The sequence below is a fragment of the Pseudomonas sp. LF-5 genome (assembly GCF_037626295.1).
GTDB classification, from domain to species: domain Bacteria; phylum Pseudomonadota; class Gammaproteobacteria; order Pseudomonadales; family Pseudomonadaceae; genus Aquipseudomonas; species Aquipseudomonas monsensis.
Map to the genome: position 1 here is coordinate 49,981 of NZ_JARKMT010000011.1, position 18,100 is coordinate 68,080.

General features: G+C 60.5%; 10 protein-coding genes. 2 read left to right on the plus strand and 8 right to left on the minus strand.

Annotated elements, in window-relative coordinates; translation table 11 throughout:
- Window positions 1–48: 48 nt before the first annotated feature.
- Both PseuLF5_RS23800 and tadA read left to right on the plus strand, forming a co-directional pair.
- Window positions 49–1,425 carry a multicopper oxidase family protein gene (locus tag PseuLF5_RS23800; protein WP_340134837.1) on the plus strand — a complete coding sequence of 459 codons (1,377 nt, stop codon included), beginning with the start codon at window positions 49–51 and terminating at the stop codon, window positions 1,423–1,425.
- Window positions 1,425–1,925: a tRNA adenosine(34) deaminase TadA gene (gene tadA / locus PseuLF5_RS23805; RefSeq protein ID WP_123466085.1), complete on the plus strand. Its 501-nt coding sequence runs from the start codon at window positions 1,425–1,427 to the stop codon at window positions 1,923–1,925. Before PseuLF5_RS23800 ends, tadA begins: the two co-directional genes overlap by 1 nt.
- Window positions 1,926–2,498: 573 nt before the next feature.
- Here tadA and cmoB read toward each other — a convergent pair.
- The 8 genes from cmoB to PseuLF5_RS23845 form a co-directional block, all read right to left on the minus strand.
- On the minus strand, window positions 2,499–3,455 hold the full coding sequence (cmoB, locus tag PseuLF5_RS23810) for a tRNA 5-methoxyuridine(34)/uridine 5-oxyacetic acid(34) synthase CmoB (RefSeq protein ID WP_123466087.1): 957 nt from the start codon (window positions 3,453–3,455) through the stop codon (window positions 2,499–2,501).
- Entirely contained in the window at window positions 3,452–4,195 is a 744-nt protein-coding gene (gene cmoA / locus PseuLF5_RS23815) for a carboxy-S-adenosyl-L-methionine synthase CmoA (RefSeq protein ID WP_186748216.1), read from the minus strand. The genes cmoB and cmoA overlap by 4 nt, the downstream gene beginning before the upstream one ends.
- A gap of 247 nt (window positions 4,196–4,442) precedes the next feature.
- Window positions 4,443–5,078 (minus strand): lysoplasmalogenase, encoded by a 636-nt coding sequence (locus PseuLF5_RS23820; RefSeq protein ID WP_186748215.1) that lies wholly within the window; start codon window positions 5,076–5,078, stop codon window positions 4,443–4,445.
- Window positions 5,079–5,080: 2 nt separating this feature from the next.
- Entirely contained in the window at window positions 5,081–5,473 is a 393-nt protein-coding gene (locus PseuLF5_RS23825; RefSeq protein ID WP_128615635.1) for a protease inhibitor I42 family protein, read from the minus strand.
- Window positions 5,474–6,126: 653 nt separating this feature from the next.
- Window positions 6,127–8,544 (minus strand): endopeptidase La, encoded by a 2,418-nt coding sequence (lon, locus tag PseuLF5_RS23830; RefSeq protein WP_340134838.1) that lies wholly within the window; start codon window positions 8,542–8,544, stop codon window positions 6,127–6,129.
- A 263-nt stretch (window positions 8,545–8,807) separates the two neighbouring features.
- A complete protein-coding gene (locus PseuLF5_RS23835) occupies window positions 8,808–14,528 on the minus strand; it encodes a membrane-targeted effector domain-containing toxin (RefSeq protein ID WP_340134839.1) in 5,721 nt (1,906 codons plus the stop codon).
- Window positions 14,529–14,740: 212 nt separating this feature from the next.
- Window positions 14,741–15,115, minus strand: a complete 375-nt coding sequence (locus tag PseuLF5_RS23840; RefSeq protein ID WP_340134840.1) for a DUF6124 family protein — start codon at window positions 15,113–15,115, stop codon at window positions 14,741–14,743.
- Window positions 15,116–15,658: 543 nt separating this feature from the next.
- Window positions 15,659–18,070, minus strand: a complete 2,412-nt coding sequence (locus PseuLF5_RS23845) for a glucose/quinate/shikimate family membrane-bound PQQ-dependent dehydrogenase (RefSeq protein ID WP_267798676.1) — start codon at window positions 18,068–18,070, stop codon at window positions 15,659–15,661.
- Window positions 18,071–18,100 lie beyond the last annotated feature (30 nt).

Consider the following 18,100-nt stretch of genomic DNA (forward strand, 5'->3'; position numbering starts at 1 on the left):
TTTACGGGCCTGTCGGGTCCGATGCTGATACGTGAGGTAGTTGAGTTCATGTCCTTTACCCGTCGCCAAATCCTCGGTGGCCTGGCCGGTCTTGTTGTCGTTGGTGTCGGAGCGGGGGGCGCGTCGCGTTATTGGCTGGGCAAAATGGCTGACCCTGAAGCGGGCCATGACTACGAGTTGATTGCCGCGCCCTTGGACGTTGAGTTGGTGCCGGGGCACAAGACCGAGGCCTGGGCGTTCGGCCCGTCGGCACCGGGCACCGAGTTGCGCGTGCGTCAGGGCGAATGGCTGCGGGTACGGTTCATCAACCATCTGCCGGTGGCGACCACCATCCACTGGCACGGCATCCGCCTGCCGCTGGAAATGGACGGCGTGCCATACGTCTCGCAACTGCCGGTACTGCCGGGCGAATACTTCGACTACAAATTCCGCGTGCCGGACGCCGGCAGCTACTGGTATCACCCGCACGTCAGCAGCAGCGAAGAACTTGGCCGGGGATTGGTCGGACCGCTGATCATCGAAGAGCGCGAGCCGACCGGTTTCAAATACGAAAAGACCTTGAGCCTGAAGAACTGGCACGTCGACGACGAAGGCAATTTCGTCGAATTCAGCATTCCCCGTGAAGCGGCCCGTGGCGGCACGGCAGGGCGGTTGTCGACGATCAATGGCGTGCCGTTGCCGGTGATCGAATTGCCGGCCGGGCAGATCACGCGTGTGCGCCTGCTCAATCTTGATAACACCCTGACTTATCGCATCAACATTCCCGGCGTCGAAGCGCAGATCTACGCGCTGGACGGCAACCCGGTCGAGCCACGGCCGCTGGGCAAGGAATACTGGCTCGGCCCCGGCATGCGCATTTGCCTGGCGATCAAGGCTCCGGCGGCCGGTGAAGAATTGTCGCTGCGTAACGGCCCGGTGCGTCTGGGCACCCTGCGTTCGGTGGCCAACAACGATGCGCCGACCGAGTGGCCGAAGGCCTTGCCGGCCAACCCGGTGGCCGAGCCGGACCTGGCCAATGCCGAGAAACTCAACTTCAATTTCGAATGGGTCGGGTCGGTGTCGGTCAACGTCGACAACGGCAAGCCGCCGAGCCTGTGGCAGATCAACGGAAAGGCCTGGGACATCACCGACAAGACCTGCGCCGACCGGCCGATTGCCAGCCTGAAACTCGGTCAGAGCTACATCTTCGAGCTGAAGAACATGACCCAGTACCAGCACCCGATTCACCTGCACGGCATGAGTTTCAAGGTGATCGCCTCGAACCGGCACAAGATCATCCCGTACTTCACCGACACTTATCTGCTGGGCAAAAACGAGCGCGCGCAGGTGGCGCTGGTGGCCGATAATCCTGGGGTGTGGATGTTCCATTGCCATGTGATCGACCACATGGAAACCGGCCTGATGGCCGCCATCGAGGTGAAGTGATGCGCCAGATTCGCCCCGCCGCGATCATCGACCGCAGCCGTGACCGCGACTTCATGCGCGAAGCCCTGGACCTCGCCGCCCAAGGTGCAGCGCTCGGCGAAGTGCCAGTGGGCGCGGTGCTGGTGCAGGACGGTGAGATCATCGGTCGCGGTTTCAATTGCCCGATCACCACCAGCGACCCCAGTGCCCACGCGGAAATGGTCGCGATCCGCGCCGCCGCCCAAGCGGTGGACAACTATCGCCTGCCGGGCAGCACGCTGTATGTGACGCTGGAGCCGTGCAGCATGTGCGCCGGGCTGATCGTGCATTCGCGCGTGGCGCGGGTGGTGTATGGCGCACTGGAACCGAAAGCGGGGATTGTGCAGAGTCAGGGGCAGTTTTTCACCCAGGGCTTTTTGAATCACCGGGTGTTGTATGAAGGCGGGGTGTTGGCGGAGGAGTGTGGCGCGGTGTTGACCGAATTCTTCCGCGCCCGAAGAGCAAAAAGCCCCTCACCCTAACCCTCTCCCGGAGGGAGAGGGGACTGACCGAGGTGATTGGCAGAGCTATGGCGATCAAGATATCGAGTTGAACTCAGATCTTGAAAAGCCCAAAGATCAGCCCCCTCTCCCGGAGGGAGAGGGGACTGACCGAGGTGATTGGCAGAGCTATGGCGATCAAGATATCGAGTTGAACTCAGATCTTGGAAAGCCCAAAGATCGGCCCCCTCTCCCGGAGGGCGAGGGGACTGACCGAGGTGATTGGCAGAGATATGGCGATCAAGATATCGAGTTGAACTCAGATCTTGAAAAGCCCAAAGATCGGCCCCCTCTCCCGGAGGGCGAGGGGACTGACCGAGGTGATTGGCAGAGCTATGGCGATCAAGATATCGAGTTGAACTCAGATCTTGGAAAGCCCAAAGATCGGCCCCCTCTCCCGGAGGGCGAGGGGACTGACCGAGGCGATTGGCAGAGCTATGGCGACCAAGATATCGAGTTGAACTCAGATCTTGAAAAGCCCAGAGATCAGCCCCCTCTCCCAGGGGAGAGGGCTGGGGTGAGGGGTGAGTTCACCGCAGTGTTAGAGAGGTTGGATTACTTCTTCGCGACAATCACAGCACGCATCGGCGCCGGCAGGCCCTCGATGGTTTTGCTGTGGTCTTCGGGATCAAGGAAGTCGCTCAGCGACTGGTACTTCATCCACTCGGTGCCGCGCTGTTCTTCGACCGTGGTGGTGCTGACGTCCACACACTTCACATCGGTGAAACCTGCTCGGCGCAGCCATAATTCCAGCGCCGGCACCGACGGCAGGAACCACACGTTACGCATCTGTGCGTAACGGTCTTCCGGCACCAGCACCTGATGCTTGTCGCCTTCGACCACCAACGTTTCCAGTACCAGTTCGCCGCCCTTGACCAGGCAGTCCTTCAGCGCCAGCAAATGTTCGATCGGCGAACGACGGTGGTAGAACACACCCATGGAGAACACCGTGTCGAAGCCTTCGAGGTTCGGCGGCAGGTCTTCGAACGGGAACGGCAGGTGCCAGGCGTTCGGCTCGGACAGATAGCGCTGTACCGCCTGGAACTGGCAGAAGAACAGCCAGTTCGGATCGACACCGATCACGCTGTCCGCGCCGGCGCCGAGCATGCGCCACATGTAATAACCGTTGCCGCAACCGACATCGAGGATGCGTTTGCCCTTCAAGTCGAGGTGCGGCGAGACGCGTGACCACTTCCAGTCCGAGCGCCATTCGGTGTCGACGTGCACGCCGAACAGGTCGAACGGGCCTTTGCGCCACGGCGACAGGCCCATCAGTGCGGTCCGCATCTGCGCGCGGGTTTCATCGTCGCAGTCGGTGTCGAGTTTCAGACCGTTGAGCAGGTCGACTTCGCTCGGCTGGATTTTCGGCAGGGCATCCAGCGCACTTTGCCAGCGCTCCAGATCGCCGTGACCTTTCTCCATTTTCTTGTCGAGTTGCACTTGCAGGGTGCTGGCCCATTCGGCCAGCGGTGTGCCGGCCAGACGGCGGGCGAGGGGGGACAGATCAATCATGGCAAGGCAATCAACGAGGCAAAGTTAAGACACTGGAACCACGGCACGACTTTCGAGAACCCGGCAGCCAGCAGGCGTTCGCGGTGTTCTTCGAGGCTGTCGGGCTTCATGACGTTTTCGATGGCGCTGCGCTTCTGGGCAATCTCTAGTTCGCTGTAGCCGTTGGCGCGTTTGAACGCGACGTGCAGATCGGTGAGCAGCGCGTGCTCTTCGGCATCGTTGAAGCGCAGTTTTTCCGACAGAATCAATGCGCCGCCGGGCAGCAAAGATTGGCGGATACGCGAGAGCAACGCGGTGCGCTGTTCCGGGGCAATGAATTGCAGGGTGAAATTCAGCGCCACCACCGAAGCAGGCTGGAAATCGAGGGCGAGGATGTCGCCTTCAATCACTTCGACCGGCAGCAACTCCTGGAACATCGAATTCTGGCCGTTGAGGTATTCGCGGCACCGCTCGACCATCGCCGCCGAGTTATCCACAGCGATCACCCGGCAACCGTCGGTGCGAACATGGCGGCGCAGCGCCTGAGTCACCGCCCCGAGCGACGCGCCAAGGTCGTAGAGCACGCTGTTCGGCTGGGCGAATTGCGCGGCGAGCACGCCGAGGTTTTCGACGATGGTCGGGTAACCCGGCACCGAGCGCTTGATCATGTCCGGGAACACCCGCACCACGTCTTCGTTGAAGGCGAAGTCAGGCACCTTGTCCAGGGGCTGGGCGAAAATGCGATCGGGTTCTTTGCTCACGGCGGTTTCCGGCGGTGTCGATGGAAAAGGCCGGCATTTTAGCCAAACTGGCGCGGGGATGCGCGGGTTGTCTGATAAAGCACCGCACACAAACCTGAAGCACACACGTGTGGCGAGGGGATTTATCCCCGCTCGGCTGCGAAGCAGTCGTAGAACCTGTGCATGCGATAGGTCTGATACACATTGCTGGCAGGTTTTAGGGGCCGCTTCGCAGCCCATCGGGGATAAATCCCCTCGCCACAGTTATTCAGCGTTTGGTCTGGGAGAAGGCGGAGGCCGCAATGCCCCACTGGCCCAGCCAGTAGCTGAGGATGATGACGTACGGCGCAGCGTGAAATGGCGACACAAACCGGTCAATGCCAATCACGCTGTCCGAGAACACAAACGCCAGCGCACCCCCCGCCGCCAGTAGCGCCGAACGCTTGGGCACATCGGTTCCGAGACGAGCGAGGGCACGCCAGAGCATTGCGCTGATCGCCGTGCCGTAAACGATCACCGGCACCAGCAACGGCCCCAGACCGCTGGAAATCAGAAGTCCCAGCAATACCGCGCCAACTCCGAGGGCGAGCACCAACGGCAACACCGCCAGACGCTTGCAGTCACTCAGATAAGCCTTCAGATAAGCCAGATGCGCGACCAGAAACGCGCCGAGGCCGAACACAAACAAATCCCCCGGCCACGCCAGCAACACATCGCCGAGTAACGAGAAAATCAGCCCCAGGCTGATCCAGCGCCGATAGTCACCGGGCGGCGCATCGTGCAACCAGCCGAGCAGCGCCAACACCGGCAACGGTTTGACCAACAGGCAGAGCAGCGCCGCATGGGTACTCAGGCCGTAGAGATACGTCACCGCGCCCATCAGCGCCAGAATCAGCCAGCCCACGATCAGTTCACCGAGATCGCGCAGTCAAAGGTTTCCACCGGCAACACTTCCGGAGCCCACGGCTGTTGCGAGGTCAGGCGCAAGCGCCCGGTGCCGGGAGCGAAGGCCTGAAAGCGCCAGGTCGACAGGCCCGCCGCACCGACCACGCCGGCGTCTTCTGGATTGCTGTAAACCTCGGGGCTCAATGCACGCAGCACGCCACCGGCCGAATCCTGAATGGCCCAGCGATAGCCCGTGGTCGGGTTGCTTGGCAGCATCACAATCAGGTTTTGCCCGTTGGTGAGCCGGACCGGGCACTCGCTTTGTTTTTCCACGGTCACGTTGTGTTTCGGCGGCGTGGCGCACGCGGCCAGCAACGAAAGGGCGAGGGGGATAAACAGGCGAGTGGGGGACATAAGGTCAGCAGCTCCGGCGTTGGTGACGAACGGCGAGCATAACTGAAGATGAGACAAAGTGTGACAACGCCAAGCCCTCACCCTAACCCTCTCCCAGAGGGAGAGGGGACTGACCGAGGTGTCTTGTGTCATACATCGACCTGAAAGATCGAGTCGATTATGGATTCAGCGAAGTACTTTCAGGTCGGCGTAACCCTGAAATATCTCTCGGTCGGCCCACTCTCCCCAGAGGGATAGGGGACTGACCGAGGTGTCTTGTGTCATACATCGACCTGAAAGATCGAGTCGATTATGGATTCAGCGAAGTACTTTCAGGTCGGCGTAACCCTGCAATATCTCTCGGTCGGCCCCCTCTCCCAGAGGGAGAGGGGACTGACCGAGGTGTCTTGTGTCATACATCGACCTGAAAAACCGAGTCGATTATGGATTCAGCGAAGTACTTTCAGGTCGGCGTAACCCTGAAATATCTCTCGGTCGGCCCACTTTCCCCAGAGGGAGAGGGGACTGACCGAAGTGTCTTGTGTCATACATCGACCTGAAAAACCGAGTCGATTATGGATTCAGCGACATAGCTTCAGGTCGGCGTACTTCTGCAATATTCCGCAATTAGCTCCCTCTCCCTCCGGGAGAGGGCTAGGGTGAGGGGCTTTCTGTCAGAACAGGATCTTCGCCACATCCGCAAACTTCTTGGCGAAATGCACCGTAATCCCTTCCTTCAGATACTCCGGCAGTTCGTCGAAGTTGCCCCGGTTTGGCTCCGGCAGGATCAATTCGAAAATCTTCTGCCGCCGTGCTGCAATCACCTTCTCGCGCACCCCGCCAATCGGCAGTACATGCCCGGTCAGCGTCAGTTCGCCGGTCATCGCCACGCCTTTTTTCGGCGCCTGATTGCGCGCGAGCGAGAGCAAGGCACTGGCCATGGTCACGCCGGCGCTCGGGCCGTCTTTTGGTGTGGCGCCTTCCGGTACGTGCAGGTGGACGAAGGCTTCGTCGAAGAACTTCGGATCGCCGCCGAACGACTTCAGGTGCGAGCTGACGTAGCTGTAGGCGATCTCCGCCGACTCCTTCATCACATCGCCCAGTTGCCCGGTGAGTTTGAACCCGCGATTGAGCGTGTGAATCCGCGTGGCTTCGATCGGCAGGGTCGCGCCGCCCATGCTGGTCCAGGCCAGACCGGTAATGACGCCGGTGCCGGACAACACTTGTTCATTGCGAAATACCGGATGACCCAACGACGCTTCAAGGTCTTTCGGCCCGAGTTTGATCACCGCTTTCGGGTCGTCGATCAGCTTCATCACCGCTTTGCGCACCAGTTTGCCCATTTGCTTTTCCAGCTGGCGTACGCCGGCTTCACGGGCATAACCGTCGATCAAGGCCTTGAGCGCGCTGTCGCTGATGCTCAGGCTGCCCTTGGACACGCCGGCCTTTTCCAGCAGTTTCGGCCACAGGTGACGCTTGGCGATGGCGACTTTTTCTTCGGTGATGTAGCCCGACAGGCGAATCACTTCCATCCGGTCCAGCAGCGGGCCGGGAATCGAATCGAGGGTGTTGGCGGTGCACACGAACAGGACTTTCGACAGGTCCATGCGCAGGTCCAGATAGTGATCGAGGAATTCGACGTTCTGCTCCGGATCGAGGGTTTCCAGCAGCGCCGAGGCCGGGTCGCCCTGGTAGCTCTGGCCCATCTTGTCGATCTCGTCGAGCATGATCACCGGGTTCATCACTTCGACGTCTTTCAGCGCCTGGACGAGTTTGCCCGGCTGCGCGCCGATGTAGGTGCGGCGGTGGCCCTTGATCTCGGCTTCGTCGCGCATGCCGCCGAGGCTGAAGCGATAGAACGGCCGGCCGAGGGATTCGGCAATGGATTTGCCGACGCTGGTCTTACCCACGCCCGGCGGGCCGACCAGCAGCACGATGGAGCCGCTGATTTCGCCTTTATAGGCACCGACCGCGAGGAATTCGAGGATGCGGTCCTTGATGTCGTCGAGGCCGGCGTGGTGTTTGTCGAGGACTTTGCGTGCGTGCTTGAGGTCGAGTTTGTCCTCGCCGTACACGCCCCACGGCACCGACGTCGCCCAGTCGAGGTAGTTGCGGGTGACCGCGTACTCCGGCGAGCCGGTTTCGAGGATCGACAGCTTGTTCATTTCCTCTTCGAGGCGTTTCTGCACCTGCGCCGGCAGGACTTTGCCTTCCAGGCGCTGCTCGAACTGTTCGAGGTCGGCGCTGCGGTCGTCCTTGGTCAGGCCGAGTTCCTGCTGGATGACCTTGAGTTGCTCTTTAAGGAAGAAATCGCGCTGATGCTCGCCGATCTTGCGGTTAACTTCGGCGGAAATCTCTTTCTGCAGGCGTGCGACCTCGACTTCCTTGCGCAGCATCGGCAGGACTTTTTCCATGCGCTTGAGCATCGGCACGCAGTCGAGCACTTCTTGCAGCTCATTACCTGTCGCCGAAGTGAGGGCGGCGGCGAAGTCGGTCAGCGGCGACGGGTCGTTGGGGCTGAAGCGGTTGAGATAGTTCTTCAGCTCTTCGCTGTACAGCGGGTTGAGCGGCAGCAGTTCCTTGATCGCGTTGATCAGCGCCATGCCGTAGGCCTTGACCTCGTCGGTCGGCTCGGTCGGCTGATGCGGGTATTCGACTTCCACCAGGTACGGCGGGCGATGGTGTTTGAGCCAGGTCTTGATGCGCACGCGGCTCAGGCCTTGGGCAACGAACTGCAGTTTGCCGTTCTCGCGGCTGGCGTGGTGGACTTTGACCAGCGTGCCGTATTGCGGCAGGGCGCCGGTGTTGAAGTGGCGCGGGTCTTCCTGGGGCGTGTCCATGAAGAACAGGGCCAGCGAGTGGTGTTCGGATTTGCTGACCAGTTCGAGGGTTTCGGCCCAGGGTTCTTCGTTGACGATGACCGGCAGGACTTGCGCCGGGAAGAATGGCCGGTTGTGGATCGGGATGATGTAGACCTTGTCCGGCAGGTTCTGGCCGGGCAGGGCGAGGCCTTTGCCGGAGGAGGTGTGTTCGATGTGTTCGGCTTCGGTGTAGTCGTCTGGGTTTTCCGGGAATTCTTGCTGGTCGCTCATGGGGCACCTGCGCAATGGGGTATGGGTCTTAGATGGGGCAGGCTTGGGGTGGTTTCAATGGGGGGGGTGTTTCTGTTTGTGTGTTCAGGGTTTTGACAGGGTTTCTCTGCACCTGGCGACCTTCTGAACGCCGCCCGCGAGGCGTTTGCCTCCCTTGGGCTGGGCCTGTTCAGTACGGCGCAGAGCGGCGGCATCCGGCTGTAAAAAACCACCGGGCCGTGAAGCCCGGTGGTGGTTGGCAATGCGCAGTTCACGCCTGATGTTTATTTCACCTCGGTTAAATTCACATCATGGACCAGCATGTCGATCAGTTCCCGCAGGTATTTGAAACCCTGATCTTTTTTCTCCCAGCGATCAATGAACAGCAAGCCTTGGTCATTGATCTGGATCGGTGTCACAACGATGTCGCCGGTCTTGGATTTATGCACCAGACGGGGCCCACCTGTGCCTGTATGTTCGATCATGAACATCCCGGGGAGGGTCAGTTTGCTGCGGCTGACCGCCGGCGTCGGGGCTGGCGTTTGCGTTCCGGCGGTGGCCATGTTCATTCGAAAATCGCTGCGCAAGGCCCGGCTATCGACTCCGCGCCTGCCGGTCACCACTTCCCACATCCCGTGGTGGACACCTCTGGCCAGTTCCGCAGTGGTGTCGCGCACATGGAGACTGATCGCCGAGAGGGTATCGGCCAGACCCGGCACACCCAGGTTGTAATTAGTGTGGGCATTGCCGATGAGGGCCATCCATTTATGCGGCCCGTGTGCCAGTTGGTCGGCTTCGATCACTTGGGTGGCGAAATAGCTGAACATCTCGTTTCGCGAGACGTCTTTGCCAGCCATACCCTGGAGGTGGTAGGACGCCGTGCAATCGAGTGCCCTGATACGGATCTGGTACTTGGCCGCCAACTGATAGACTTCTGTGTACGTATCATTACCCTTATAGAAGGGCATGTGGCCACTGTTCTGAAGTTTCAGATAAGTCCTCAGTCTGTCCGGCATATGCTGTGTCCGATAAAAGATATCCAGATCGGCCTGGTGCAAATCGGTGAGCAGATGTTCCACGTATAGCGTGTCATACCCGGCTTGCTTGAGCGCCTTCATGTGCTTTTTCAGCAGCGCTTTGCTCGACACGTCTGCATGGGCTTCGCCAAGCAACAGGTTCCAGCGTCCGCGGGCCAGTTGCTCCAAAAACGCGTCGAACGCGGTGTCTGAAGTGATTGGCGGGAGCGTGGCAGCTTCCGGGGGCGTGTAGTGGGCAAAAGCGTCCCGGGACTTTTCCTGGAGCCGCTGGCGGTTGGCGATGAACGCATCGTATGCCTGTTTTTCATTGGGTAAGGTCGGGGAATAGCGTGAATCCATGCCGCGGGGTTGATGCAACATTTGCGCGATATCGTCACGCAGGGAGGGCGCAATATCGTATTCGCTGAAATGGTCGACAACGGAGACGCTCGCTATGGGCCTGGAGACGGGCTGAGGCGCCTTGTACGCCGTTGGCCATTGCACCCGATAATCGCCCTTGGCTGCCGCATCGCCGGCGATGGCCCCGGCTGAATCGAGGCCGATGCGTGCCGGCTGATCCAGTGCGACATCTTCCACGCGCACGGCAACAGCCGCGTGCAGGTCGGCCAGGCCGGGGGTGTTGTCGAAGTTGCTCATGCGTGATTGTTCGGTGAGGACTACCCAGCGCTCTTCAGGCGCATCGGCGATATCGGCGGCCAGCGTCTTGTGCGAATAGAAATTCCTCAGGGTGTTGCTGCGAGGGGTCAATGGCGAAACGTCGTCCAGTACCAGGGCGCCGTCCAGTTGGTAGCTGGTCGACGCATCCAGCGCATGGATTTTCAGACCCTTCGCGCGCGCGGTACGCACCAGTGCCAGATAAGAGAACGCCGCGTTTTCCTCATGTCCCAGCGCACGGTCGACGGCTTTAAGGTGTTTTTTGATGTGTCTCCAGGTTCCGCCCTTGTTCATTTTTTCCAGCTTGATATGGAAAACATCTCCCGCCAGGTATTCCACGTAAAGTCGCTTGAAGTCGTTGCTCGCGAGTGCGTCCAGATTGCTGATCAGCAATTGTTTGCTGGCGATCGAACCGGGCTGGGCGCCGATCACCAGGTTTTTCCCTTTGACGGTGTCGCTGGCGATCAACTGGGCAAATGACAGGTTGTCGGCAACTGGCGGGACTTCGGCGCGGGCTGGCAGCGGAGCACTTTCGGCGAAATGCGCGGTGGCGTCCGTGCTGAGCTTTTCGACCTGTTTCAGGTAGGCGCTGCGTGTCGAAGCGAGTTCCTCGACCACCAGGTCGGTACGGGGGGCTATATCGTACTGACTGCGCTGGAGGATGTTCTGCCGGATTTGCGGATTCATCACCGCTTCGATGTGCTGGTGGTATTTGCTTTCCACGCCATAGACCTTGTGCGGACCGGGTGTCTCGGGCACGGTCTGGTATTTGGGCGCGCCGCCGGCCAAGCCGCTGCGCACCATCACCCCGTCGGCGTTGCGCTCGGTCAGGATGCCGGTAGAAACAAGGTCGGCGGAATCCGGCTTGTGCCAATAGAGCAAATAACGGCCGAATGGGTCGGGACTGTTGGGGGTAAAGTACAACTTGTTTTTGAAAAAGACCGCATGCATGCCATCCCATTCAGGTTCGGGTGCCCCTTGATTGATCACAGTCATGACCGCCTGTGGATCGGTGCTGACACTGGCGCTGGCGATGCGCTGACGCAAAGGCAGGCGCACGGCCTTGAGTGAACGCAGTGCCGGACGCAGGTCGGTCAGCAGCGCACCGGCGCTGTTGAACAGATAACCGAGAAAGTGCTGGAATGCTTCGCCATGGTCACCCTGGCGATACGCGTGCAGGCTGAGCATGGCGTCCTTGAAAGCCAGTAACAGGCCGCTGCTCAGGCTCAGCAGGGGGAACGGGGCAGTGGCGATGGCGGTGACCCATTCGACACAGGTCCAGACCAGACTGGCGATCATTTGCGCACGGCGGGTGGTGGTGGCGTTAACGTCGTCGATCCGACGTTGCAGCTTCATGTCGTAAAGGGCCGCGCGCAGATCACTGACCGCCGCGACCGTCCGGGTCGAGTCGTAAAGTGCGGGGCTGGCGGTGGTTTTATAGAGGTCTTTGGGCAGCCCTTTCTTGATGTTTTCAAGGTGCGTGCGAACCCTGTTCCGGGCGCTGGCGCCGACGCGCAAGGTCAGGTATTCGAGCATGCCTGACTGCTGCTGAAGCAGGTAATTGAACAGCCGCGCTTCGCGAAAGGCGACGCCGTCGGGTGCGTCGGGTGTGTAGAGCAGCACCGGGTTGTCGCCATGGCCGAACAGCCACGCATCGATCACCCATTCGCCGTCGATCATCAAACGGTGAATCGGATAGGTCGTGCGGATGGCTCCGGAAGTCTGCTCCATGCTGTCGATACTCTGCTCCAGCCATTGCAGATCGCGGTTGGCGATATGGCCTTGCAGCTGGCATTCCTGCGCGGCGGTTTTCATCTGCAGCCGGGTAATGGCCAGGGTCGCGTTGCGCCTGAAGCCGTAGCCTTCGCTCGTCGAACTTTGCAGTTCAGCCTTGACCTTGTCGATGTAGCGCTGGCCGATCCAGACACCGGTGACCGAGCGTGCGACATTCTGTGCGGTCAGGTTGCTGATATCGACGCCCTCCGGGCCTCGAAAGCGGGCCGAGCGGGAAAACTTCTCATCGAAAAAACCCACGCCGTCGGCGTAGCCGTCGCGATAAAGCGTGGTGTAGGTCATCGGTTTTGGCGTCCACGCGTGCACGAGGGAGCTTGGCGAGAATGCCCAGACGGTATTCGGGTCGACATCGTTGGCCGTGCGTTTGAGCAATTGGTTCAAGCTGATTTTTGCTTGCTCGTGCACGTAGTCATCAAACGTCGGAAAGCGACTGCCCGACAAGGCGTGGTTGTCGAACGCGCGCAAGGCACCTTCGGCGTCTTGGCTCAGGGTCGTCAGCTTCCGGCGGTTGGCGGCGGTGGTCGAGCGATACCACGCCGGTGTACTGAAATCGTAGTCGTCGATCCGTGTGGCGAGCACATGTTCAGCCATCGCCCGCAGGCAATCGAGATGACTGCCGGTGCGATCGAAGGTGATCTTTTGATGTTCCAGTGCCTCAGGCTTGAAACTCAATCTGGACAATACGTGGCGCAGCTTTGCGCGAAAGCGCATGGGCGCACGGCTGATCAGGTAGCCGGTCATGCTCTCGGCGCCATCATTGTGTCTGGCCCAGCCAAGCAAGTGGGTCTGGCATTCGCGTTCACTGTCGAAGGCCTGGAATTGTTGCGCTCGCGGCGCCTCTGGCGTGCACAGCAATAGCCGTTTGAGCGCACCGCTTTCATCGTTCTGGCGCAGCACCCACAAGTCCTGCAACTGTGCGCCGTGCAGTGACAGGGCGGCGGCGTGCAGGCGGGGATCGCTGCGGTCACGCAGGCGCTGGATCAGTTGCAGGTCACTGTCGAGCAAGTACCCTTGCAGCACTGCCGTGTGAGCGAGGGCGACGATACGATGATCAAGCAACTGCTCGATGGCCGGTTTGATTGCGGGCTTGGCCAGCAGCGTCTTTTGCAACTGATTGAAGTCAATCCGCGGCTGCAGGTCCAGGGCTTGTCTGATCAGCCACGCCGGCGTTATGTCAGCGTAGGTTTCCGGCAGAGGCGCGTCATCGTAGGTGAGGCGGGTGTGGTTCAAAAACGCTGAGCCCGGTAACTCATCACCGGTGTGCGGGCCACGCAAGGACAGCTCGAGCAGACTGGATTGATGCACATAAACGCCGTAGCCCGGCACTTGACGTTCGGTCGAAAGGCTTAGCTTTTCCGGGTCGAGATCGTCGATTTCCAGGTCTTCGCTCAGGCGTTCCAGCCATTGCTGACGGGCCACGCCCCTCAGGCTGCCTGCCGGTTCCATCAGGTCGAGCAGGTGTTGCCGCTTCTGCTGGTAGTTGCGCAGATGTAGCGCCAGTGTGGTTTTTTGCGCGGTGCTGGCGCTGCGGTACCAGTCGGGTGCGCTGTAGAGCAGGTGGCGTTCGAACAAGGTTTGCGCGCGTAATTCCAGGCGCGGCGTGAGATCCGGCAGGGCGCCGGCAATTGCGCTTTCCAGCGCGGTGAGCAATCGCTTGGGGTCTTGCTGCGGGTTATCGACGAGGCTCAGGGCGCGCTCGATATCCTGCATGCGTTTTTCGATCAGCGCATCGTAGGTGTGTTCGAACAAGGGTTTGCTGTCGATCGGTGCGAGCAGCAGCGGCCAGATCCCCGCTGCGCCCACTGCGTGATAGCGCGTCGGCAGCATGTGCATGAACGCCTCCCTATCGCCTGGCTGGTTCAGGGACGAGCGCAACTGGTTGTCGAGGTCAGCAAGGGAGTTGAAGAACTCGATGCCTCTTGTCGGGGTGAACAGCAGGGCGTAACCCATGCTCTGGTCGGTTTGCAAGTCATTGACTCGGCGGGTGTCCTTTTCCATCACGACAAAGGCGCCGGCCAGCTCAACGGTGGTGTCTTGATAGGTGAACTGCAGCGCGTAAACGGCCGGACGCAACATCGGGGCCAGATCGAGCTTTTGCAGCAGTGCGCCGGCCTGCGGGTGCAGCAGGCGGTCGGTGACGGCCTGTCTTGCCTCGTGGCCGAAGGCAGTGAAGCCGGCGTCATAGTTCAGAAAGGTTTTCGCGGGTTTGCCGTCGATCCGGTCGCGCTGGTCCATGTCGAGCAGTTGGGGGGCCAGTCTGATTTTCAGCGTTGCGATCAGCCGTTTGCCTTCATCGCTTTGTAGATCGCTGTTTTCCAGGGCCTGATACAGCACGCGGCTGCGTTGCAAGTAGCTTGCGCGGTAGGTTTTCAGTTGCGCGTCGAGGCGTTTCAGATAGGTCTGTTCGGGATTCAGTTGCTGTTCGGGAAGCAACGGTGTTTGTGTATTGAACAGATGATGGCCGATAGCGTTGAGATCGTTTTTGATCTCTTCGGCGGTGGGCGCTGTGGTGTGGCTCATGGGCACTTTTTCCATGCTGAGGATGAGGGGGCAGCATGGCGAGGGACAGCGGGGGGAAGGTGGTATCTATATATGGGGGGCGTGATCTTTCAATGTATTCGACTTCGTCAAACGACGCCCCGGACCTGCTCGCGAAAGCGCTGTGTCAGTCACTCCAACGGCTGAATGGGCTGACGTGACGCCTTCGCGAGCAGGCTCGCGCTCACACAGGGTTAGCTGTGTGTTGGGGGTTGGGGGATTTCGTGGTTATCCAGCACGCGGTTCACCGCCAGTTCGGCGAGCATGATGATTTGCTGGATGGCCAGGATCGTGCGCCGCTGCGGCAGGTCGATGTAGGCGGCGATGTCGCTGGTCATGAGGCTGGCCTGGGCCAGCGATTCGCAGGCGTGGACCAGCAGGCTTTCGCTGTCTTGCTCGGGGGCGACCTGGAACATCGTGCTGGGTTTGTGAAAGCGCAGGGTCAGGGCATTGGGTTTGAGGTAGTGGTCGAGGGCGCGTTCGGCGGCTTCGTGGAGTTTTTTGGAATCGGGGGATTGGTAGGGGGAGGTTTCGTTTGTTTCCGGCGGATTGGGTGTCGGCTTTTTCATGGTGAAGCTCCGAATGATAAGTGGGGCTGTCACTCTCAATCACCGCGACGCGACGGAGGGTGGCAGCTGTACGCAGGTTCGCGGACCGAGCCATTCGGCAATCTCGGCATACCCGAAGGTATCCCGCGCACAGCCACCATCAAACCAAACGAAAAGCACCTGAGCGCTAAAGTTTGGGTTGGCGATTATGCATCAAATCGAATGAACTGCTCGGGCCGCGACGCCCGTTCGCTGAATTTGCAGCGACCCCCAGAGCCTATCCAGCCGATTTCCGAGGCACAACCGACGCGAGTTGTCGGAAAACTCCCTGCAATTCCCGGCGTCTGTAGGACGAGCAAAATTCCTACATCCAACGCTGATCAAACTGTGGGAGCTGGCTTGCCAGCGATGGCGTTCTTCCAGCCGGCATGTGTACCGTCTGACCCACCGATATCGCTGGCAAGCCAGCTCCCACAGGTTTCTTTGGTGGACTCAGAAATTGCATGCACAAAAAAGGCGATGTCCCTTGCGGGGCATCGCCTTTTCTTTATCTGCCGTTAAAGCTTATTCCGGCAGTTTGTACGCAATCACATAGTCACCCATCTTGGTGCCCAGCGAGCCGTGACCGCCGACAACCAGCAGCACGTATTGCTTGCCGTCCTTGCCGGTGTAGGTCATCGGAGTCGCTTGGCCACCTGCTGGCAGACGCGATTTCCACAGCTCTTTACCGGTGTTCACGTCGTAGGCGCGCAGGTACTGGTCGAGGGTGCCGCTGAGGAAGCCGACGCCGCCCGCCGTGACGATCGAGCCGCCCATGCTTGGCACGCCCAGGGTGAAGCCGATCGGGATCGGCGAGCTGTCACGGCTGGTGCCGTTTTTGCGTTTCCACACGACTTTGCCGGTGGTCAGGTCGATGCCGGCGACATAGCCCCAGGCCGGGGCCTGGCACGGTACGCCGAATGGCGACATGAACGGGTGCATGATCACCGCGTATGGCGCGCCGGTGTTCGGTTGTACGCCAGCGGTTTCGCTTTCGCGCTTGCTGCCGGCGGCGACTTTTTCGCGTGGCACCATTTTCGAAACGAAGGCCATGTAGTTCGGGCTGGTGAACAGCATCTGGCGAACCGGATCGACCGAGACGCCGCCCCAGTTGAACACGCCGACGTTACCCGGGTAGATCAGGCTGCCCTGTTCCGACGGCGGGGTGTACTGGCCTTCGTAACGCAGTTCCTTGAACTGGATGCGGCACAGCATCTGGTCGAACGGGCTCGCGCCCCACATGGCTTTTTCGGTCAGTTCCGGGGCCAGCAGGTTGAGGTCCGAACGCGCTTGAGTCGGTGCGGTGAAGTCGCCTTTCACGGCGCCTTGCGGAACCGGAATTTCCTTGATCGGGATGATCGGCGTGCCGTCACGACGGTCGAGGACGTACAGGCTGCCCTGTTTGGTCGGGGCGATCAGCGCCGGTTTCACGCCGTCGGCGGTTTTCATGTCGAGCAGGGTTGGCTGGCTGCCAACGTCCATGTCCCACAGGTCGTGGTGGGTGAACTGGTAGTTCCAGCGCACTTTACCGGTGGCCAGGTCGAGGGCGACAACGCCGGCGCTGAATTTCTCGGCGCCTGGCGTGCGGTCAGCGCCCCACTGGTCTGGGGTCTGGTTGCCCAGTGGCAGGTAAACCATGCCGAGTTTTTCGTCGACACTGGCCAGCGACCACATGTTCGCCGAGTTGCGGCTATAGGTTTCGCCCGGTGCCAAAGGCTCGGTGGCGTCTGGCTTGTCGCTGTCCCAGTTCCATACGAGGTGGCCGTCGCGCACGTCGAAGGCGCGGATCACGCCCGATGGCTCGTTGGTCGATTCGTTGTCGGTGACGTGACCGCCCATGATCACCAGATCACGGGTAATCGCCGCTGGCGAGGTGGAGTAGTAACCACCGGCGGTGAACGGGCCGATGCCTTGGGTCAGGTCAACCACGCCTTTGTTGCCGAAGCCTTCGCAGATTTTGCCAGTGTCGGCGTTCAAAGCGATCAGACGGGCATCAGCGGTTGGCAGGTACAGACGACGCGGGCAGGCCTGAGCGACGGCTTTGCCGGCTTCGGAAATCACGGCGGAGGCGGCGTTTTCAGTCTTGGCGTACGCGGCTTCGTCGTAGTACGACACGCCACGGCAGGTCATGTGGGCGAAGCCCTTGAAGCCGACCGGGCTCTTGATCTGCGGGTCGAAGCGCCACAGTTCTTTACCGGTGTCCGGGTCCAGTGCCAGCACTTTGCTGTGCGCGGTGCAGGCGTAGATCATGCCGTTGGCTTTGAGCGGGGTGTTTTCGTTGGTCAGCTCGACCGGGTCATCAGCCGTCGGCAGATCGCCGGTCTGAATACGCCAGGCTTCTTGCAGCTTGCCGACGTTGGCCGGAGTGATCTGCTTCAGCGGCGAGTAACGGTCACCGAACTCGGTGCGGCCGTAGGCTTGCCAGTCGCCATCGGGCATGGCTGGCGCGGTGCTGGTGGTGTCCGCGGTGTCGCGGCCCAGTTCGCCGAAGGTTTCGCCCGGATGGGTGAACAGGCTGGCCAGTGCGGTAACGCCGGCCAGAATCACGGCCACGGTCAGGCCGCCAGTGCCCATCGGCGCCGGGCCTGCGAGCAGCAGCGGACGACGGAACCACGGCAGCAACATCACAAAGCCGAGGACAAACCACAGGGCCAGGCGCGGCACCAGTTGCCACCAGTCCAGGCCGACTTCCCACAAGGCCCAAACAGTGCTGGCAAACAGCACGATGGCGTACAGGCCCAGCGCCGCGCGACGGCGCATCAGCATCAGAATGCCGGACAGCGCGATGCCGATACCGGCCAGCAGGTAGTACAGCGAGCCGCCGAGCATGCTCAGCTTGACTCCCCCGGCCAGCATGGCCAGGCCCATCAGTAGAAGCAGAATGCCGAGCAGGCTCGGTAGCAGACGGCCCCGACTCGAAGCACTTTCGGTGCTCATAGTGTGATTCTCCGTGACGTTTATGTAGTC

Coding starts and splice junctions, on each gene's coding strand:
- PseuLF5_RS23800 (WP_340134837.1), top strand. CDS start 49: ATGTCCTTTACCCGTCGCCAAATCCTCGGTGGCCTGGCCGGTCTTGTT.
- tadA (WP_123466085.1), top strand. CDS start 1,425: ATGCGCCAGATTCGCCCCGCCGCGATCATCGACCGCAGCCGTGACCGC.
- cmoB (WP_123466087.1), bottom strand. CDS start 3,455: ATGATTGATCTGTCCCCCCTCGCCCGCCGTCTGGCCGGCACACCGCTG.
- PseuLF5_RS23825 (WP_128615635.1), bottom strand. CDS start 5,473: ATGTCCCCCACTCGCCTGTTTATCCCCCTCGCCCTTTCGTTGCTGGCC.
- lon (WP_340134838.1), bottom strand. CDS start 8,544: ATGAGCGACCAGCAAGAATTCCCGGAAAACCCAGACGACTACACCGAA.
- PseuLF5_RS23835 (WP_340134839.1), bottom strand. CDS start 14,528: ATGAGCCACACCACAGCGCCCACCGCCGAAGAGATCAAAAACGATCTC.
- PseuLF5_RS23840 (WP_340134840.1), bottom strand. CDS start 15,115: ATGAAAAAGCCGACACCCAATCCGCCGGAAACAAACGAAACCTCCCCC.
- PseuLF5_RS23845 (WP_267798676.1), bottom strand. CDS start 18,070: ATGAGCACCGAAAGTGCTTCGAGTCGGGGCCGTCTGCTACCGAGCCTG.